Source organism: Caballeronia jiangsuensis (genome assembly GCF_046030135.1).
Classification (GTDB): domain Bacteria; phylum Pseudomonadota; class Gammaproteobacteria; order Burkholderiales; family Burkholderiaceae; genus Caballeronia; species Caballeronia jiangsuensis.
The window spans coordinates 80,689-100,623 of sequence record NZ_JAQQDB010000007.1; the positions used below are offsets into that span (position 1 = coordinate 80,689).

Below are 19,935 nucleotides of genomic sequence, written 5' to 3' on the forward strand. Positions count from 1 at the left end.
CGCTTCAGCGTTCGTCGCGTGTCCGTTCGCGCTCGACGAGCGCGCCGAGGTCCGTCAGCGAGGTCTCGCTGCAACTCACCGCGACGCCCTCCGCGAAAATCGGGCCGGCCATCCGCGTCAGGACGTTTGCGGGCGGCATCTCGATAGCGAGGCGCGCGCCGCGCTCCCACGCGAGTCTCATCGTGTCGTGCCAGCGCACCGGCCGCGCCATATTGCCGGCAAGATCGGCGGCGATGCGCGCGCCGTCGAAAAGCGGCCGCGCGGCGCTGCTGCTCAGATACACGATACCTGGCGCGCGGACGTCGACGTGTGCGAATGCTTCGGCGAGGGAGGCCGCGGGCGCGTCGAGCAGGGCGCAATGCGATGGCACCGCGACATCGAGACGCTCGCAACGTTGCGCGCCCTGCTCGATGGCAAGCTTGGACAGACGTTGCATCGCGGCATCGCTGCCCGCGACGACCATCTGCGTTTCCGTGTTGATGTTCGCGAGGAAGACATCGCCGTGCACTTGCGCGATCAGCCGTTCGAGCGCTCGTTGCGTCATGCCGACGATCGCAGTCATGCCGTAGCCGCCCGGATAGGCGCGCTCCATCGACTGGCCGCGCAACGCGACGAGCCTGATGGCGTCGGAGTAGGCGAGGGCGCTGGCGATCACGGCGGCGGGATACGCGCCGATCGACAGTCCCGACACCATGTCGGGCTCGTGGCCGCACGCCCGAATGACGCGCGCCTGAGCGACGCCCGCGATCAACAGACAAAGCTGCACGGCGACGGTCGAGCGAAGCGCTGCCGCGTCGTCGATGGACTTCACGTCGTAGCCGAGCACGTCGCTGGCTTCTTCGAGCGTGCGGGCGGCTTCCGCGTGCGCCGGCAGCGCGTGCAGCATGCCGGCGCGCTGCGAGCCCTGGCCCGGAAACGTGAATAGCACGCTCATGATGCTGCATCTCCTTGGCGGATCACGCGCCCATCAGCGCCTTGGTCGCGAAGAACAACAGCGACGGTCCGAGCAGGCAGCCGACGCCCGTATGGAAGGTCGCGATCAGCGCGCCGTAGGGAACGAGCCGGCGGTCGGTTGCGGCCAGTCCCGCGCTGACGCCGCTCACCGTGCCGGCCAGCCCGCCGAAGATCATCGCGGAACGTGGCGTCTTCAGCCCCATGAAGCCCGCCGCGATCGGCGTGCCGATCATCACGATGATCGCCTTGATGAGACCCGTCGCGATGCTGAGCGCGATCACATCCGAGCTCGCGCCGATCGCCGCGCCCGTCACCGGACCCACGATATACGTGACCGCGCCCGCACCGATGGTCGTCATGCTGACGGCATCGGTGTAGCCGAACGCATGGGCGATGCTCGCGCCGACGATGAACGGCAGCACCGTCCCGAGCAGCAGCGACACCACGCCGATCAGCCCCGCCTTGCGCGCTTCGGTCGCCTGCACTTCGAACGCGGTCGCGACGATGGCGAAGTCGCGCAGCATCGCACCGCCCATCAGGCCGACGCCGGTGAAGAGCGGCAGGTCCGCGAGACCTTTCTGTCCTCCGGTGAACGCGCCGCCGATGTAGGCGAGCACGAGGCCGATGACGATCGCGATCGCAGAGCCGTGCACGCGCCCGAAGGTCAGCTTGCGCGAAATCAGCGACGACACCCACATGATGAGGCCCACGAGGAAGAACGACGTGACGAGGCCGTTCTGGATCAAAATCTTGTCGAGCATATGCAGCATGGCTGTCTCCTGCTTCAGATTTCTTCGAGGTGCGGGGCGCTCACGAACGACGTGCTGTCGTGACCGGTGCGGGAAAGAACGGCGATGCAGCCCGCGCAGACGGCGGCAGCGCCCAGCGCCGACAGCAGCGCGACGGGGCCGCCCTTGAGCGCGGCGACAACGTTCTGGTTCGCCGCCATCGCGACGACGACGGGGATATACATCGCGCCCCAGAAGCCCACGCCCGCTTCGGTCTCCTTCGGCAGCCAGCCCTTCTTGTGCAGATAGAGGCGCAGGAAAATCAGCAGCAACATGGCGATGCCGACGCCGCCGACGTTCGTCTTCACGCCGATGGCAACGCCGAGCAAATCGCCGAGAAAGAGTCCTGCGAGGTGGCAGAACGCCAGGAGGGCGGTTCCGTAGATGATCATGTCGTGTCTCCGTTAATGAATTTATTGGTTTCCAGCGAGCCGCTGCGCAAGGCGGGTTCTAGCGCCACTGCTCCCGCAACTTGCGCCGCACCGTCGCGGAAGCAGCACGATGCTCGCTGCCGAGCCGGCTTTCCAAACCGCGTGAAGGGTCGCGGCGAATGTCGTCGAAGGCGGCTTGCAGGGACTTCTCGACGGCGGTCTGATCGGCGCGGCTGGGCGCATCGGCGTCGCTTACGCTCAGGAGCTTCCACAGCAGTCCGAGGGACGCATAGTTGTCGATGTCGTAGGCCATCGGCGGCACGCGCGCCGTGAACGCTTCGAGATCCGCGACCGAGCGCAGCGTGACCCGCGCGGCCGATTCCTTGCCCATCGCATGAACCATGACCTGCGAATCGGCGAGCGCGATCAGCCGGTTGGCCTGATAGCCGTGCGCGAGAAACGCCCCCGACATCGCGCGCCCGACGATCAGCCCGATCACCGGATGACCCGCGAGCCGCGCGCTGGCGTAAGCATCCGCGGCACCGGCGAGCGCCTGGTGAATGCCATACGCTTCTTCGCGCCGTCCATACGCCTGACTCGCGACATCGATGACCGCGACGATCGCGCGCTTCTCGTCGTGCGCCTTGTCGGCCGCGATGACATCGCGCACCGCCCGCGCGAGTTCCCACGCCTCGACAAGCCCGACCTCGCCGCTGCGCGCGCGCGGAAACGGGTTATCCGGATCGGGCACCACGGCGATGTAGCGCGCGCGATGCTCGCCCAGCCGCGCATCGGCGACACGCACGGACGGCGGATAGCCGGGCTGCAACGGCGCGCTGTACGTGAGCGCGTCGAGCCAGACCGCGCCGCGCTTCGAAAGCTCTTGTGTGCTCATGACTGAAACCCCTTGCCATAGATGGCGGCTGCCTGTTCGGGCGTGGCCTGCACGCCCGGATCGACCTCGGACAAGCGCGCGAGGAATCCCGCGACGCGTTCGCTGCGGCATGCGTCGGGCCGCCCCGCGCGAAACAGGTCGATGACGGCCGCGCGAATCGCATCGGCGTCGTCGGCGACGTAGTCATCGACGAGGCCCGCGCGATGCCGTTGCTCGCAACCGGTGAAGCTCCAGATCATCGGACGGTCGCGCGAATCGAATTCGGCGATGCCCGCTTCCTGCTCGATGACCGCCGGGCCGTTGAGACCGAGGCGCGCCTCGCGCGTGCCGATCAGATAGCTGCACAGCCCCGCCGCGATCGACATGCCGCCATAGCAGCCGATCGGCCCGGCCGTGATGCCGATCACCGGCTGGTAGCGCCGCAAGTCGACGATGCCCGCGTGAATCTCGGCGATCGCCGCGAGCCCGAGATTGGCTTCCTGCAGGCGCACGCCGCCCGTTTCGAAGAGGATCACCGCGCGCGTCGGAATGCCGTTGCGATTGTCCTCGGCCGCGAGTTCGAGGCTGCCCGCGATCTTCGCCGCCGACACCTCGCCCATGCTGCCGCCCTGGAATCCGCCGTCGATGCCGAGCACGACGGCGGGCTGCCCGTCGATAGCGCCCTTCGCGACCACCATGCCGTCGTCGGCCTGCGTGACGATGCCCTGGCGCATGAGCCACGGCGACGTGACGCGCTGGAACGGATCGAGCAGTTCGCTGAACGTGCCTTGGTCGAGGAGCCTTTTTGCGCGGCTGCGCGCATCCAGTTCGATGAAGCTCTGGCGTTCGAGCAGTTGCTGTGTATCCATGATCTTCACGCTCCGCCGGTTGATTGCAGTTGTTCGAAGACTTGCCCGATGCGCATCTGCACGACGCCCGGCGTCGCGCCCGAATCGTTGATTTCGAGCTTCGCGGCAGGCAGCGAGCCGTCGCCGAAAATGCGTTCGAGCACGGCCTGCCAGAGGCGGCCTTTTCCGTCGACGGACGTCGTGATGTTCACGACCGTGCGATTCGCCGCGTTCGCTTCGAGCAGCACTTCGAGGTCGCCCGAAGCGACGACGCCCACGAGCGCGCGGCCTTGCGCGGGCTGCCCCGCCGGGAATTCGAGGACGATGGTTTCCATGTGTGTTCCTATGCGTTCGACGGCCGATCGGCTTCGCCCTGAAGCCGGTCGAGAAAGAGGGCTGCGGCGAGCAGATCGGCGGCGCCGCCGGGCGATACGTGCAGTTCGACGAGACGCCGGTCGAGCGTCTTCAGTTCGCGGCGGCCCGCGAGCGCGGCGGCGCCGCCTCGTTCGAGCACGCAGCGCGCGCCGTGCTGCATCTCGGCGAGCGCGTCGCGGCCGCCGCGCGCGAGCACGCAGGTGTCGTCGAGCGTCGCCATCACGGCGAGCAATGCGTTGAGGCGCGCAGCCGTTTCGCTGTCGCCACGCGCGCGCGAGCGCATGAGTTCCGGCAGCGCGATGTCCACGACATGCGGAAAGCCGGCTCGCGCCTGTCCGCGCGCGCCGCCGACGTTGTAGTCGAGGCACGCCTGGTCGCCCTTGTTGCCGGTGATCGCCGGGGCGTGGCGATCCTGCACGCGAGCGATGGAGCCGGCACGCGACGCGACGACTCGCGGATCGAGTTCGGAAGGTTCGCGCGCCGCTGCGGTCACGAGCAGCCCGAGCGCCCAGATCGCGCCGCGATGTGTGTTCACGCCGCCGGTCGCGTCGAGCATGCGCGCTTCGCCGTCGCGTCCGATTGCGCCGATACGCTCGCGCAGCGCACGCATCGGTTCGATATCGATGCCGGCGTGCGCCAGCTCGACGAACGTCGGCTGCAATGCAAGCGCCGATACGCACATCAGGCTCCAGTCGAGATCGCGATGCGCGCCACGGCTGCGGATATCGACGAGGCCGGGTTTCGGCGCAAGCGTGACTTCATCGATCAGCGCTTGCACTACATGCGCGCCGAAACGCCCGGCCAGATCCGGCGCGCGGCGCAGCGGCTGCGCCGCGTGCATAGCGAGGTTCTCGCGCATTACCAGCTCCGAAAGCGCGCGGGCGGTTCGTACAGCCCGTCCGACCAGTCGACGATATCGGCCATGCTCTTCGCGGCGAGCAGCGACCGGCTCGCCTCGCTGCGATGGACGCCGAGGTCCTCGGGCAGCGCGACGAAGCCATCGCGGCGCAGCGCGGCAAGCTTGCCTGCGTCGCTCTTGAGGCCGACAGGCGTGACGCCCGCGACGGCCGCGATCATCTCCTTGCGATGTTCAAGCGAGCGCGCCTTGTAGAGATACGCGATGCCTTCCTCGGTCAGCACGTGCGTGACGTCGTCGCCATAGATCATGACCGGTGCGAGCGGCATGCCGGACTCGCGGCCGACCTCGACGGCATCGATCGATTCAACGATGGTCGGCTGGCCGCCCGCCTGGAACGTCTCGACCATTTGCACGACGAGCTTGCGGCCGCGTTCGAGCGGGCTGTCCGTTTGCAGCAGATCGAGCCATGCGGGCGTGGCGTGGCGCCGGCCGTGCGGATCGTGGCCCATGTTCGGGGCGCCGCCGAAGCCGGTGAGCCGCCCGTGCGTGACCGTCGATGAATTGCCTGCGCCATCCATCTGCAACGTCGAGCCGATGAACATGTCCACCGCGTATTGCCCGGCGAGCTGGCACATCGTGCGATTGGAGCGCATGGAGCCGTCGCGGCCGGTGAAGAAGATGTCGGGCCGTTGCGCGACATACGCTTCCATCCCGAGCTCGCCGCCGAAGCAGTGCACGCTCTCGACCCAGCCGGTTTCGATCGCGGGGATCAGCGTCGGATGCGGATTGAGCGTCCAGTGACGGCAGATCTTGCCCTTGAGGCCGAGCCTTTCGCCGTAGGTCGGCAGGATCAGTTCGATCGCGGCGGTGTTGAAGCCGATGCCGTGATTGAGCGACTGCACCTGATGCCGCTCGTAGATGCCGCGAATGGCCATCATCGCCATCAGGACCTGGATCGGCGTGATGAGACGTGGATCGCGCGTGAAGAGCGGCTCGATGAAGAAGGGCTTGTCGGCCTGCACGACGAAATCGATCCACGAGCCGGGGATATCGACGCGCGGCAGGTCTTTCGGATCGTCGACGATCTCGTTGACTTGCGCGATCACGATGCCGTCGCGAAAGGCGGCGGCTTCGACGAGCGAGGGCGTGTCCTCGGTGCTCGGACCGGTATAGAGATTGCCTGCGCGATCCGCCTTGTAGCCCGCGCACAGCACGACGTTCGGCGTCAGGTCCACATAGAGCCGCGCATACAGCTCGATGTAGGTATGAATTGCGCCGATCTCCAGGATGCCGTCCTGAAGGAACTGCGAGATGCGCAGGCTTTGCGCGCCGGCATACGCGAAGTCGAGCTTTCTTGCGATGCCGCGCTCGAAGAGATCGAGATGTTCGGCGCGGCTCACGCTCGGAATGATGAGATGCAGATCGTGGACGACTTCCGGATCGACCTTCGCAAGCGAACGCGACAGAAAATCCGCCTGCTTCTGGTTGTTTCCCTCGACGACCACGCGGTCGCCCGGGGCGACGAGCGCTTGCAGGACATCGACGATGCGTTCGGTAGGCAGCACCATGCCGTCCGCTATCGATGCAACCCGCGCAAGCCGACGATGTTTGTCCGCGCGGCGCGTGGCCCAGCGGGACTGGCTCTGACTTTGACTGGACATGTGGACTCTCGCTCAAGACTTGAAGCGAGTCTAGGGAGCGGGAGAGGCGCGTTCAATCAGCTTCGGAATGCGTTCGTTATCGTCAGGGTAACGATCGATTGGGGCACATCCTCTGTGCCGCGCGGGGCGGGGCTGTGGGGCCGAAGTTCGATGATGAGGGTTTTCCCTCGCGGCGGCTTGGCCGAAGTGCACGGGCGGACATTTCCGGCCGAACGGCCGTTTCGCCGCCCGTGCATCGACAACGCGCCCGTCGTTCAAGCGTGATGCAACTTGCGCTTAGGCTGATGCGTTCGTTGCCGCGTTTCCCAACCTTCCGCGAGCCCCACATCAGCGTGCGAAGGTTCGAGCATGGGACCGCCTTTCACCAGATCGGCGGCACGTTCGGCCAGCATGATCGTGGGCGCGTTCAGGTTGCCGTTCGGCTCGGTCGGGAAAACGGACGAGTCGATCACGCGCAGCCCCTCCATTCCCCGCACCCGCAGTTCCGAATCGACCACGGCCATCGCGTCTTCGCCCATGCGGCATGATCCGCAAGGATGCATCGTGCTTTCCAGGTTCGCACGGACAAAGGCGTCGATCTCGTCGTCTGTCTGGACGCCCGGGCCGGGTGCAAGCTCGACATCCCGAAACGGGTCCATCGCCGGTTGCGTGATGATCTCGCGCGTGAGGCGCACGCATCGCCGGAATCCTTCGCGATCTTCCTCGCGTTCGAGGTAGTTGAAGCGGATCTCGGGATGCGCATAGGGATCGGCTTCGTTCAGGCGCACATAACCCCGGCTTTTCGGCTTGTTGGGGCCGGTGAGCACCATGAAGCCGTGTCCCTTGAGCGGCTTGTCGCCGTCATAGCGCATGGCGGCGGGCAGGAAGTGGAACTGAATGTCCGGCCAGCGCAGGCCCGCTTCCGAGCGGATGAAGCCGCCCGCTTCGAAGTGATTGCTGGCCCCGAGGCCATCCTTGAACAGCAGCCAGCGCAGCCCGATCATGAACTTGCTGAACGGGTCCATCCTGCTGTTGAGCGTGACGGGCTGCTTGCATGCGTACTGGATATAAATCTCGGCGTGATCCTGCAGATTCTCTCCGACGCCCGGCAGATCGTGCATGACCTCCACGCCCGCGCGCCGCAGCACCTCCGCCGGCCCGATGCCCGAGCGCTGAAGCAGATGAGGCGAACCGATCGGCCCCGATGAAATCAGCACTTCGGCGCGGCAGCGCGCGGTATGCGTCACGCCGCCCTGATCGTAGACGACGCCCACCGCGCGCTTGCCTTCGATCAGCACGCGACGTGTCATCGCGTGGGTCACGACATGCAGGTTGGGCCGCGTCATCGCCGGGCGCAGATAGGCATTCGCGGTGGACCAGCGCACGCCGTCCTTGACGGTCATGTGCATCGCGCCGAAGCCCTCCTGCATATAGCCGTTGCAGTCGTCGGTCTTGATGTAGCCCGCTTGCGCGCCTGCCTCGACCCATGCGCCGTACAGCGGATTGCGCATGTTGTTGCCGTTGTTCGTCGACAATGGCCCGCTCTCGCCACGATACTGATCGCCGCCGAACTTGTAGCTCTCGGCGCGCCGGAAATACGGCAGGCAGTTCGCGTATTCCCAGCCTCGCGCACCGAGCGATTCCCATTCGTCGAAATCGCAGGCATGGCCGCGAATGTAGACGAGACCATTGATCGACGAAGACCCGCCCAGCACCTTGCCGCGCGGACAATGCAACTGGCGTCCTTCGAGATGGGGTTCCGGCGCGGTCTGATACTTCCAGTTGTACTTCTTCGTGTTCATCGGCATCGAAAACGCGCTCGGCATCTGGATGATGATGCTGCGATCGCTGCCGCCATACTCCAGCACCAGCACGCGCACATTCGGGTTTTCGGTGAGGCGGTTGGCCAGCACGCATCCGGCCGAACCCGCCCCGACGATGATGTAATCGTATTGATCGGTTGACATGTCTTTTCCTTGAGTGACGGCTCGGCCTAGAAGCGCTTGTCGCCGGTCGTGTACTGGGGCTGGGTGCTTTCGATGTGCGCGATGACCGCCTCTTCCTTTCTCATGTCGAGCGAGCGTGCGAGCAGGAAGTACGCGATCGCCGACACCAACAGGCCGACCAGCCATGCCAGATCGACACTGCCGATCGCCCGTGCGAGCGGACCGACATAGACTTCGTCCTGGCCATCGAAGATGCAGAAGAAGGGGACCATCGCCGCGAAGCCGATGACATACGAGATCAGTCCACGCGCGCCCCACGCGCCATACACGCTGCCGTGCGGCATGAAAAAATGCGGGATCGCATAGCGGCCCTTGCGGACGAAGAAATAGTCGGTGAGGTTGACCGCCGTCCACGGCACGAGGAAGTACAGCATCACAACGAGATAGATGTTCAGCACCGACAATCCCTTGCCCGACGTGTAGATGCTCAACGCCACGCCGAGTTGCAGGCACACGACGAACAGCACCGCGACGATGCGCGTTCTGGCCGTCGGCCGGATCTTCCTGAACGAATCGACGCCGGTGATGGCCGTGAGCTTCGCGCTGTAGATGTTCATCGCGATGACGGGCAGGAACGCGAGTATCGTGACGGCGACGACCACACTGCCGAGCCCCGGTGCGAGATCGCTGCCGACCTGATTCAGCGCGACGAGCACATCGCTCGCATGCAGATGATCGGCGAGCCAGCCACCGACGGCGATCATCCACGCACCCGACAGCGACGCGCCCACGAAAACCGCCGCGATCAGCCTGCCGCCCGGCGTGTTCTTCGGCAGATAGCGCGAGTAGTCGGACACATAGGGCGCATAGGCGATGTTGTAGCTCGCGGCCGCCGCGAACTGGGCGATGAAGCCTGTCCAGTTGAAGCCGAGCGGCGCCGGTGGCGTCGCGCCTGCCGCCGCTGCCGGCAGCGGGATGTCATGGACCCAGTGCATCAGCACCGCAAAGGTGACGAGCCCATACAGCGGAAGCGACAGATACAGCGCCCATTTGAAGCTGCGATGCATCCAGTCGTGGCCGAGCACGGCGAGGATCGACGCCGGCACGGTGACCGCGAGCGCTATCCTGAACGGGTCCCAGCCGAACAGCGTCTTCAGGCCTTGCATCATCAACACGAGATTGACGATGTTGAAGCCCGCGAAGACGAACAGCGTCGCGAACAGCACGAGAATCACGCCGCGATAGCCGAACTGCGCGCGCGACTGGATCATCTGCGGCAAGCCGAGATGCGGGCCTTGCGAGCCATGAAACGCCATGAACAGCGTCCCGAACATGATGCCGAGCGTGCCGGCGATCGTCGTCCACCACGACGTGAGACCGACGCTCGGCCCGACGAAGCCGATCGTCATCGTAAAGAAGGTGAAGTTGCCGAGGAACCAGAAAGGCCCCTGTCGCGAGAGCCGGTCGGTTCGCTCGTGCTCGGGAATGAAGTCGATCGAATGACCTTCGATCGCGCCGTGCTCGCTCGCCGCCGCGCTCGTGCTCGCCGCGCTTTCGTATGATTTCATCGCGTACCTCGATCAGTAAGCTGATGCCGTAAGAGGGGAGAGACGCTCAGTGCAACGTGATCCAAACGGCCTTCGTCTCCGTCAGATGGTCGAGCTGCTCCATCCCGAGGTCTTTGCCGAAGCCCGATTCCTTGAATCCCCCGAACGGCATCGACGGGTCGATGGTGCTGTGCGCGTTCACGTAGACGCTGCCCGCGCGCAGCCGCGGCACCAGGTTGTGAATGCGGTTCACGTCGTTCGAATAGATGGCTGCGGCGAGACCATACGGCGAGTCGTTCGCGAGCTGGACGGCATCGTCGATGTCATCGAAGGGCGATGTCACCAGCACGGGCCCGAAGATCTCTTCGCGAACGATCTTCATCGAGTTGCGGCAATGCGCGAAGATCGCGGGCTCGACGAAGTACCCGGCTTCATCGCGCCTGCGTCCGCCGTAGACGAGCTCGGCCCCTTCGCGGCGTCCCGTGTCGATATACGCGCTTACGCGTTCCTTCTGCGCCGCCGATACGAGCGGCCCGATGAAGCAATCGGGATCGAGGCCGGGCGCGATCTTCAACGTGCGCGTGTAGTCGACGAGCGCGGCGAGAAAGCGCTCGTGGATCCTGCGCTGGACATACACGCGCGTGCCCGCATCGCACACCTGGCCCGAGTTGAAAAACATGCCGTTGGCGACGGCGCGCGCGGCGGCATCGACGTCCGCATCGTCGAGCACGAGCACCGGCGACTTGCCGCCGAGCTCCAGCGTCACGCGGCGGATATCGCTCACGGCCGCCTGGCCCACGTTGCGCCCGACGTCCGTCGAGCCGGTGAACGTGAGCTTGTCGATGCCGGGATGACGCGCGAGCGCCGCGCCGATCACGTTGCCGCGCCCCGTCACGACGTTGACGACGCCCGCCGGAATGCCGGCTTCCTGCACGAGCTCCGCGAAGCGCAGCGTCGATAGCGAAGTGAGCTCGGCCGGCTTGATGACCGCCGTGCAGCCCACGGCGAGGGCGGCCGCGAGCTTCCACGCCATCGTCTGGAGCGGAAAATTCCACGGCACGATGATGCCGACCACGCCGACCGGCTCCTTGCGTGTATAGGCGACATAGTCACCCGGAAGCGACGGCTCGACAGTGCGCCCATGCAGCTTCGAGGCCCAGCCGGCGAAGTAGCGGAATGTATCGATGGTGCCCTGCACGTCGACGTCGCGCGCCTGCGCGGCGGACTTGCCCATGTCGATCGATTCGATTTCCGCGAGCTCGGTCGCGTTGGCTTCGATCAGATCGGCGAGCCGATGCAGCAGGCGCTCGCGTTCCAGCGGCTTGAGCTTGCGCCACGGGCCATCGTCGAACTGCTTGCGCGCCGCCTGAACCGCGCGATCGAGATCCCCGACTGTTGCGAGCGGAATCTGCGTGATGCAACCCGTGGTCGAAGGCTCGATGACATCGAGCGTCTCTCCTGCGCCGCCCGTCACCCACTCGCCACCGATGAACATCGTCTGCGGCTTGTTCAAAAAGCGCGTGGTGGCTTCCTGAACGCCGAAACGCTCCAGATAATTGCGGACAATGGTATCCAACGTCGTCTCCTGTTTTTCCGGGACTTCGTGATGTCGAGTCCCGTGAATGTCGATGTGAACCGTGCGCCTGCGGGCGCGCCTTCAACGATTCGCTTTGCTGCGCTCGTGAAAGATGAAGCCGATCGAGTTCATCAGCAATTGGGCGGCGAGAATCGGCGTGACGCCGGCGGGGTCGTAGGCGGGCGCGACTTCCACGAGGTCCATTCCTACGATGTTTCCGCGACTGCGCCGGGCGAGCGCCTGGATGATTTCGAGCACCTCGTAGTACAGGAAACCGCCGTGGCTCGGCGTGCCTGTACCGGGCGCGATGGATGGATCGAAGCCGTCGATGTCGATGGTTATATAGTAGGCCGCGCCTTCGGGAACCCGCGCGAGCACGCCTTCCGTGCCGAGCTTGCGCACGTCGCGCACCGACAGGATCTCCGACCCGGCACGGCGCGCCGCGTCGTAGTCGTCGCGGTTCGACGACGACACGTTGCGAATGCCGAGCTGCGTCATGCCGACGATATGCGCCATCTCGGAGGCGCGCCGCAGCGGATTGCCGTGCCCGTAGCGCACGCCGTGCCGCTCGTCGACGAAGTCCAGATGCGCATCGAAATGAATGATGTGAATCGGCCCCTTGCCTTCGAACGCCTTGATCACCGGTGCGTGAATCGAGTGATCGCCGCCCAGCGTGACGGGCATCGCGCCGCACGCCAGGATCTTGCGCACCGCGAGCTCGATGTTCGCGTTGCTGCTCGCCATGTCGGTGTGCACGATGTCGGCATCGCCGACGTCGACCATGCGCACCTGATCGCGGCTCAGATACAGCACGTCGTCTTCGTGATCGTAGGCGCCGGCGTGACCGAACGAAAACAGGGTCGACGCCTCGCGGATGCTGCGCGGCCCGAAGCGTGCGCCGGAGCGCCATTGCGTGCCCATGTCGTTCGGCGCACCGAGGATCGCCACGTCGGCGTCGATGCGGTTCCAGTCGAGGCACACCGGCGATTTCGCGAACGTGCAATGACCGACGAACGGCAGATTGAGCCGTCCGGATTCGTAGTTGTTTTCCTTCATCTGCATCTCCTGTTCTGTCAAGATGGGCCGCAGGTTGAGCCTGCGCGTTGTTTTGAGAGACTATGAACAGGAATGGCGGGCACGAGAATCATGAGTATCGGATGTTCATATCGGAATTTCCGAAGCAACGACGCGTGGAGGCGCGAACCCGATGACCCAGTTGCAGGACGTAGATCTCAAGCTGTTGCGGGTGTTCATGGCCGTGGTGCGATGCGGCGGCTTTTCGGCGGCGCAGGCGAGCCTGAACGTCAGCCAGTCGACGATCAGCGAACAGATGACGACGCTCGAGACCCGTCTCGGCCTGAAGTTATGCGAACGGGGCCGGGGCGGTTTCCGTCTGACCGAGCATGGCATCGCGACCTACGAAGCGGCGCAGCGGCTGCAGATTGCGGTGGAAGCGTTTTGCATGGATACGGATGCGCTGAAGAAGCACATCTCGGGAAGGCTTTATCTCGGGACGATCGACAACACCGTTTCCGACAAGACATCGCCGCTGCCGCATGTGCTGCAGAAGTTCGTCTCGCGCGGGCACGATGTGCATGTGGATGTCTATGTCGGCTCACCTGCCGAACTCGAGGAACGCGTGCTGGACGGGCGGCTGCATGTGGCCATCGGCCACTTTCCGATTCACGTGCCGGGCCTGAGCTACGCCGAGCTTTATGCGGAACCGGATGGCCTCTATTGCGGGAAGGGGAATCCGCTTTATGCGCGCGCGTTCGATGCGGACGTATCGTCCGAAACGATCGCCGAGAGCCGGATCGTCGCGCGCGGCTATTTCCAGCAGCATGATCTGCGCATGTTGAGCGCGAGCAAGGCAGCGGCGACCGTCGACAATGTCGAGGCGCAGGCCATCCTGATTCTGTCGGGGGCGTACGTGGGGTTCCTGCCCAATCACTACGCGGCACGTTGGGTCGAGACCGGCGACATGCGCCGGATCAGCGCGGAGCGGCTGGGCGGGCAGTGGCCGTTTTGCGCGATCACGCGGCGGGGTGTTTCCATGCCTTCCATTCTGAAGGCGTTCATGGCCGATCTGCAGGGTTGCCAGGAGGCGCTGAGATCGGCCTTGCCCGGCAACCCATCCCGATAGCCACGGGAAATCACATCAATCCAGCGCGACCGCACCCGCCTGCACACGCGCTCGCGACGGTGCCGTTTCCTTCAGACTGAGCGCCACGACAAACCCGATCGCGAGCGCAGCCAGTCCGAGATGCATGATGTACTGAATGCCGAAATGCTTTGCGATGTAACCCGCAATCGCCGGGGCGAATCCACCACCGAACACTTCGCCGATGCCGACCACCAGACCCGAAGCCGTCGACATCAGCTTCGCCGGCACCGATTCCGCGCTCAACGGTCCCACTGTCAGCGTGATCATGCTGAAGACGAACAGAAGCGTGAGCGTGAGGTACGTGAACAGCAAGGTCGGGTTCGCACCGGTCCGCATGAGAAGGAAGAGGAAGACGGCCGCGCCGATCACCGAGAAGATCATGACCGGCTTCCTGCCGAGCTTGTCGGAAAGTGCCGGCATCACGAGCGTGCCGAGCGTGCCGCCGAAACCGATCGCGGACAGCACGTAACCCATCTGCTGCATGCTCAGATGCAGGTAGTCGATCAGGTAACTGGGAAAGAGTGCGCTCAGCACGACGAGACACGTCAGCCAGCACAACATTCCGACGATGTTCAACGCTATGTTGCGGTAGCGAAAGACATCGGTCCATCTGTGGGTGGCGGCATCGCGCGTCGCCGTGTGCTGTGCAGCGGCCGAAGCCTTCGTATTGCGCAGCACCCTGAACATCAGGTAAGCCACCAGCAAACCCGGAATCGACACCACCGCGAATATCCAGTGCCACGGCAGCACTTTCAGCAACTGCGTGACGAGGATCGGCGCGATGCCCAGACCGAAGAGCGGCAGCGCCATCTGCTGAATGCCGATATTGCGGCCGTGACGCGTCGGCTTCGATGCATCGAGTGTCGCGATGATGCTGGCAGGCGTATAAGCGCCTTCGGCAAAGCCCATCACGGCGCGAATCAGGATCAACGAGCCGACGCCCGTTGCAAGACCGCTCAAGCCCGCCAGCAACGAAAACACGATGATCGCCGGAATGATGACCTTGCGATGGCCGACGCGATCGGAGAGATTGCCCATGAACATCGCCGAGATGCCCCACGCGACGGCGAGCGCGCCGGTGATGTGCCCGAGGTCCTGATAGTCGAGATGCAGATCCGTCATCATGACGGGAAAGAGCGGCATGATCATGAACCGGTCGATACCGACCAGTCCGAAGCCCAGCGACAGCAAGGCCACGGCTTTCCACTCATAGGCGATATCCCACCCTGAAACCCTGTTGTGTTCCATGTTTGCGATCTCCAGATCGTAGAGCGATGTCGTCGCACGCGACGAGCGATTGATGTCAGAAAGAAGTCTGCAGGCCGAGGCGGCCGATGACCTGATGCGTGGTGCTCGATTGACCCGCACCGTTGATCCAGGCGTTGTGTCCGCCTTCGACATCGCCGCCGGTCCACTGAAAGACCGCTTCGGCGTACAACGTGGTGCGCTTGGAAAGAAGATACTGAGCGACGCTCGTGACTTGCTGCGCCCTGTTGTGGCTCAACTGCGCGTTGCCCTTCATGTACTGATAGTTCGCGCCGAAGCGGATATCCGGCATGAACGTGTACAAGGCGCCGGCCTGAACCGCCTGCACGACGCCGCCCGTCAGCGTGTTGCGCGTGTTGGTATAGAGCGCGTTGAGATACACATCGCCGATGGTCTGACTGAGCCCGCCGCCGAAATTGCGGATGCCGTCGTGGCCGTCGTTCAGCGCCGCGTACCGGGTTTCGTTGTACGCGGCCGCAATACCGAAGTTGCCGATCGCATAGTTCACGCCGAAGCCGATCGTGTTGTTCGCGGAGAACGAGCCGGGCGTGTTGCCGAAGCCGTACAGTGCGCCGAGCCTCAGGCCTGAGAAGGTGGCCGAGACGATCTTGACCGAGTTCGACACGCGCGACGTTCCGCCGGTCTGGTCGAAATCGAACGAGCCGGTCGGATTCTGGGGAATGCCGAGCGCGGCGAACGGCCCCTGACGCATGTTGTAGAGGCCGCCATACGTGAAGCCGCCGTCCAGTTTCGCAGGCGGAAAGAAGAGGAAGTCGGCCATCAGGTTGTATTGCTGGCCGAACGTGATGCGCCCGACGCCGTCCTTCGACAGACCGACGAAAGCCTGCCGGTTGAAGTCGGCGCCCGGTCCCGGAATCCCCGCGCCGCTGTTCACCGAGAACTGCGACGCAAGCTCGAAGAGGGTCTTGTAGCCGCCGCCGAGATCCTCGATGCCACGGACGCCCCAGATGCTCGGCGTCCAGATCGAGTCGTCGGCCTTGAAGTTATGGCTGCCGTTTTCGTTGCTCACATAGCTCACGCCGACATCGAGAATGCCGAACAGCGTCACGCTGCTTTGCGCTCTGGCTTGCGGAGCGAGCGCGCATGCCGCGACCAGCGCGCATAGTGTCTTCCTCATGTTCTTTTCCTTTTTTGTTTTGAGTCAGAGGACGACCGCTTCCGTGCGCTCGTCGACCGAAAGACGCGACACTAGATCGCTCAGCAACATCGGCAGTTCTTCGAGCGTCTTCACGCCGCCGAAGATGTAGTAGTCGGGCCGCACGATGATGGCTTCGACGCCGTGCTCATCGAAGAACTGCCTGTACTTGCCGGTGACGTCGAGCAGCACGCGATCCTTGACGGCTTTGTCTGCGTCGCTCGTAATGCCGATCGAACGCCCGCCGATGGCAGCGAGAGCGGCCTTGCCTTGCGCGTCGAGATAGCGGTTCGGGTGCGCGTCGAGCGCGATGACGTGAAAGCCGTTGGGCACTGCTTCGTCGTAACGGGATGCTTCGTCCACGTTCATTACCTTGCCGTGAACGCTCAGCAGTCCGGCCACGCTTTCGCAGGCGAACGCGGGGTCCTTGCAGATCAGGCCATCGGTGAGACCGGGGAAGGGCGGCAGCGCAGGCACGTCGCCCGCGAGATACGCCGCGTCGCGGCGAGCCGCTTCTTCCTTGTCGGAGATGCAGACGACCTGTCCCATCGCGATGGATGCATCGATCACCGCACGCACTTGCGGGCGGCGCTCGGGCGTGTAGTCCTCCAGCACGCGGTCCGATGCAGTGCCCTTGAGGATCAGGTCGAAGCGCCAGGCGAGATTCCATGCGTCGCGAATGCCCGAGCACATGCCCTGTCCCATGAACGGCGGCATCTGATGCGCAGCGTCGCCCGCGAGCACGACGCGCCCGCTATGCCAGTTTCGTGCGATCAGCGAGCGGAACTTGTAGACGGCATGGCGCACGAGCGTCGCGTTCTCCGGGGTGACCCAGGGCGACAGCAGTTCCCACACCTTCTCCGGCTTTTGCAATTCTTCGATCGATTCGTGCGGCAGACGCATGAACTCCCAGCGACGCAAGCCCGGGCCGCCCGGCACCATCGTCGTCGGGCGTTCCGGATTGCACCACTGGCCGATATCGGGCACGTCGAGCTTCACGCCGTCGTTCGGCTTGAGATCGATCACGAGCCAGTCTTCCTGGAAGCCGAGATCATCGAACTCGATCTTCTGCGACTTGCGCACGAAGCTGTTCGCGCCGTCCGCGCCGACGACATAGCGTGCGCGCACCGTCTGAGTCTCGCCGGTCGGATCCCACGTCGCGCCGTTCATTACGCCGCGACGCAGCGTCAGTTCGCAGCAGTCGGACAACTGGCGCAAAGCGGTTGCTTCCCAGCCCTGTTGCACGGAGACGTTCGGAAGCGACTTCGCCTTTTTGTCGAGCAGCGCTTCGAGCGACGGCTGATTGAAGAGATAGCCCACCGGTCCATCGCTGATCGATTCCGCCGACCAGTCGATCTCGACGAGCGTCTTCCAGTCCGCGTTGAACCATTGATACTTGGACGACGGTTGCGAGATGCGTTCGACGTCTTCTCCGATGTCCATCGCGTGGAATACGCGACGGATCTCGTGGTCGTGAAATACGGCGCGCGGAAGCGGATACAGCGAAGGCCAGCGATCGAAGACCGCGACGTTATAGCCGCGTTCTCCGAGCAATATCGAAAGAGATTGCCCGACGGGTCCGTATCCGACGATAGCGACGTCGAGAATGGTTTGATCTGTCATTTCGGTTCACCTGCTGAAAATAGAGCGAGTTGTGCCCTGGCGCCGGATGAACCGGCTGCCATCGAATCGATGCAAAGGGTGTGAAGCGATCAGTCTGCTAAGACGACGCCGGCTTCGGTGTTGTGGATGAAGTCGTCGGGGACCGGCGGGCCCCAGAGATAGAGCGAGTCTTCCGGTGCGAAATCGCCGGCAGGCCACGCTTCGCCTGCCGACACGAAGTCGATATCGGCGGAGTACTCGCAGAACGAACCCCACGGGTCCTGCACGTAATGGAAGTAGTTCGAGCCCAGAACGTGCCTGCCGGTACCCCAGCCTTTCGTAAAGCCGGCTGCGGCCATTTGCGACGCGCCCTGACCGACGAGGTTCACGTTATCGACATCCCACGCCGCGTGGTGCCAGCCGCGCGCGCTGCTCTTGGCGAACGCGACGAGATGATGGTCGCTGCCGTGCGGCGCATGCGTGAACGCGATGATGTCGAGCGACTTGTCCGACAGGCGCAGGCCGAGCGCCTTGCCGTAGAAATCGAGCGCGCCGAGGACGTCCGGTGAAAACAGCAGCACATGAGAGAGGCGTCGCGGACGCACGGTCTTCGCTTCCGAGCGCATGTGCGCGCCGCGCTCGTCCGCATGGCTCGATGCGACGACGCACGGTGCCTTGTCGAACGGCGTCGTCTTGGGGCCGATTTTCACCTGGATCAGATTGCCGTCGGGATCGCGGAACCAGAAGCCTTCTTCGGGCGATGCAATCACGTCGGCGCCTGTCGCCTTCACCTGTTCGAGGATCGCTGCGAAATCCGCTTCGAAGCAGTTGAAGCTCAAATACGCGAGCGACTTTCTCGATGCGGGAATGATGCGCGCCCAGCGATGTCCATCGGCTGCGCGCAACTCGAGTTCGTCGGCGGACGCTGTCACATCGAGACCGAACGCGCTGAAGAAACGCTCGGCATCGGCAAGCGAGGGAACGTTGAGCGCAAAGTGATCGATCGAGTGAACACTCGCGCATGCGGATGCTACGGCAGGGTCGCTCATGACCGTGTCTCCATGTTCGATAAGCGCCGGCTCTGCGGCCGGCTTCGCGGATAAGGAATTAGCGCGCGGCTTCGTCGGCGATGACATTGCGCAGCGTGCCGATCTTTTCCACCGACACTTCGCAAACGTCGCCCGCTTTCATCAGGAGGCGCGGCGTGCGCGCCCAGCCGATGCCCGAGGGCGTGCCCGTCACGATCACGTCGCCGGGTTCGAGCGTGATGGCCTCGCTGATCACGCTGATGAGCGTTGCGACATCGAAGACCATGTCGTCGGTGCTGGCCGATTGCACCACCTCGCCGTTCACGCGCGTTTCCAGCAGCAGGCCTTTCGCGCCTTCGGGCAGCTCGTCGGCGGTCACGAGGTCGGGGCCGAACGCGCCCGTGCCGTCGAAGTTCTTGCCGACGGTCCATTGCGGCGTCTTGAACTGATACTCGCGCACCGAGCCGTCGTTGAAGAGCGCGTAGCCCGCGACGTGCGAGAGCGCGGCTTCCTTCGAGATATGGCGGCCGCCCGTGGCCAGCACGACCGCGACTTCGCCTTCGTAATCGAGCCCTTCGGAATCGGTCACGGACGGACGGATCATCGGCTGCTCGTGCGCAATGAGACTCGTATTGACGCGCAGGAACAGCGTCGGGTAGTCGGGTTGCTCGTACTTGCTTTCCTTCGTGTGGTCGGCGTAGTTCAGACCCACGCAAACGATCTTCGGCGGCCTTTGCAGCGGCGGAAGGTACTTGAGGCCGGCGGCAGGGATCTTGTCCTCCGTCGCGTTGCTCTTTGCATATTCATCGAGCCGGACGCCGCGTGCGAGCAGCGATTCCAGCGGCTCGTCGCCGATGACGCGCACGTAATCGCCTTCGCGCACGCCGAGGGTTGCACGGCCATTCTTTTCGAAACTGACGAACCTCATTTCTGCCTCCTGT

General features: G+C 64.3%; 18 protein-coding genes. 1 reads left to right on the top strand and 17 read right to left on the bottom strand.

Annotated features, from left to right (window positions below; all coding sequences use genetic code 11):
• Nucleotides 1–4: 4 nt before the first annotated feature.
• The 12 genes from mdcH to speB form a co-directional block, all read right to left on the bottom strand.
• The gene (mdcH, locus tag PQR08_RS09480; RefSeq protein ID WP_250487306.1) at nt 5–934 is read right to left on the bottom strand and encodes a malonate decarboxylase subunit epsilon; all 930 of its coding nucleotides are present in this window, start codon (nt 932–934) and stop codon (nt 5–7) included.
• 22 nt (nt 935–956) lie between these two features.
• Nucleotides 957–1,724 (bottom strand): malonate transporter subunit MadM, encoded by a 768-nt coding sequence (gene madM, locus PQR08_RS09485; RefSeq protein ID WP_187603580.1) that lies wholly within the window; start codon nt 1,722–1,724, stop codon nt 957–959.
• Nucleotides 1,725–1,738: 14 nt separating this feature from the next.
• Nucleotides 1,739–2,134 carry a malonate transporter subunit MadL gene (gene madL / locus PQR08_RS09490; protein ID WP_035498984.1) on the bottom strand — a complete coding sequence of 132 codons (396 nt, stop codon included), beginning with the start codon at nt 2,132–2,134 and terminating at the stop codon, nt 1,739–1,741.
• A 58-nt stretch (nt 2,135–2,192) separates the two neighbouring features.
• Nucleotides 2,193–3,008 carry a biotin-independent malonate decarboxylase subunit gamma gene (gene mdcE / locus PQR08_RS09495; RefSeq protein WP_250487307.1) on the bottom strand — a complete coding sequence of 272 codons (816 nt, stop codon included), beginning with the start codon at nt 3,006–3,008 and terminating at the stop codon, nt 2,193–2,195.
• Nucleotides 3,005–3,856: a biotin-independent malonate decarboxylase subunit beta gene (locus tag PQR08_RS09500; protein WP_250487308.1), complete on the bottom strand. Its 852-nt coding sequence runs from the start codon at nt 3,854–3,856 to the stop codon at nt 3,005–3,007. The genes mdcE and PQR08_RS09500 overlap by 4 nt, the downstream gene beginning before the upstream one ends.
• Nucleotides 3,857–3,861: 5 nt before the next feature.
• On the bottom strand, nt 3,862–4,170 hold the full coding sequence (locus tag PQR08_RS09505; protein WP_035498982.1) for a malonate decarboxylase subunit delta: 309 nt from the start codon (nt 4,168–4,170) through the stop codon (nt 3,862–3,864).
• A gap of 8 nt (nt 4,171–4,178) precedes the next feature.
• Nucleotides 4,179–5,069, bottom strand: a complete 891-nt coding sequence (locus tag PQR08_RS09510; RefSeq protein ID WP_250487309.1) for a triphosphoribosyl-dephospho-CoA synthase — start codon at nt 5,067–5,069, stop codon at nt 4,179–4,181.
• On the bottom strand, nt 5,069–6,730 hold the full coding sequence (gene mdcA / locus PQR08_RS09515) for a malonate decarboxylase subunit alpha (protein WP_250487310.1): 1,662 nt from the start codon (nt 6,728–6,730) through the stop codon (nt 5,069–5,071). The genes PQR08_RS09510 and mdcA overlap by 1 nt, the downstream gene beginning before the upstream one ends.
• Nucleotides 6,731–6,984: 254 nt before the next feature.
• Nucleotides 6,985–8,676, bottom strand: coding sequence for a choline dehydrogenase (gene betA, locus PQR08_RS09520; RefSeq protein ID WP_408161266.1), 1,692 nt, complete (start codon nt 8,674–8,676; stop codon nt 6,985–6,987).
• Nucleotides 8,677–8,702: 26 nt separating this feature from the next.
• Complete coding sequence (locus PQR08_RS09525; protein ID WP_250487312.1) at nt 8,703–10,223, bottom strand: purine-cytosine permease family protein; 1,521 nt, start codon at nt 10,221–10,223, stop codon at nt 8,703–8,705.
• A 46-nt stretch (nt 10,224–10,269) separates the two neighbouring features.
• Nucleotides 10,270–11,778 carry an aldehyde dehydrogenase family protein gene (locus tag PQR08_RS09530; protein ID WP_250487313.1) on the bottom strand — a complete coding sequence of 503 codons (1,509 nt, stop codon included), beginning with the start codon at nt 11,776–11,778 and terminating at the stop codon, nt 10,270–10,272.
• An 81-nt stretch (nt 11,779–11,859) separates the two neighbouring features.
• A complete protein-coding gene (gene speB / locus PQR08_RS09535) occupies nt 11,860–12,834 on the bottom strand; it encodes an agmatinase (RefSeq protein WP_250487314.1) in 975 nt (324 codons plus the stop codon).
• Between the two features lie 151 nt (nt 12,835–12,985).
• On the opposite strand from speB, the gene PQR08_RS09540 reads away from it, so the two are divergent.
• Entirely contained in the window at nt 12,986–13,921 is a 936-nt protein-coding gene (locus PQR08_RS09540; protein WP_238211700.1) for a LysR family transcriptional regulator, read from the top strand.
• Between the two features lie 15 nt (nt 13,922–13,936).
• Here PQR08_RS09540 and PQR08_RS09545 read toward each other — a convergent pair whose 3' ends face one another.
• The 5 genes from PQR08_RS09545 to PQR08_RS09565 form a co-directional block, all read right to left on the bottom strand.
• Nucleotides 13,937–15,343, bottom strand: coding sequence for an MFS transporter (locus tag PQR08_RS09545; protein WP_408161267.1), 1,407 nt, complete (start codon nt 15,341–15,343; stop codon nt 13,937–13,939).
• Complete coding sequence (locus PQR08_RS09550) at nt 15,246–16,346, bottom strand: porin (RefSeq protein WP_250487316.1); 1,101 nt, start codon at nt 16,344–16,346, stop codon at nt 15,246–15,248. The genes PQR08_RS09545 and PQR08_RS09550 overlap by 98 nt, the downstream gene beginning before the upstream one ends.
• Nucleotides 16,347–16,370: 24 nt before the next feature.
• Nucleotides 16,371–17,987, bottom strand: a complete 1,617-nt coding sequence (mhpA, locus tag PQR08_RS09555; RefSeq protein WP_250487317.1) for a bifunctional 3-(3-hydroxy-phenyl)propionate/3-hydroxycinnamic acid hydroxylase MhpA — start codon at nt 17,985–17,987, stop codon at nt 16,371–16,373.
• 89 nt (nt 17,988–18,076) lie between these two features.
• On the bottom strand, nt 18,077–19,015 hold the full coding sequence (locus tag PQR08_RS09560; protein WP_250487318.1) for a VOC family protein: 939 nt from the start codon (nt 19,013–19,015) through the stop codon (nt 18,077–18,079).
• A 58-nt stretch (nt 19,016–19,073) separates the two neighbouring features.
• Complete coding sequence (locus tag PQR08_RS09565; protein WP_250487319.1) at nt 19,074–19,922, bottom strand: fumarylacetoacetate hydrolase family protein; 849 nt, start codon at nt 19,920–19,922, stop codon at nt 19,074–19,076.
• Between the last annotated feature and the right edge of the window lie 13 nt (nt 19,923–19,935).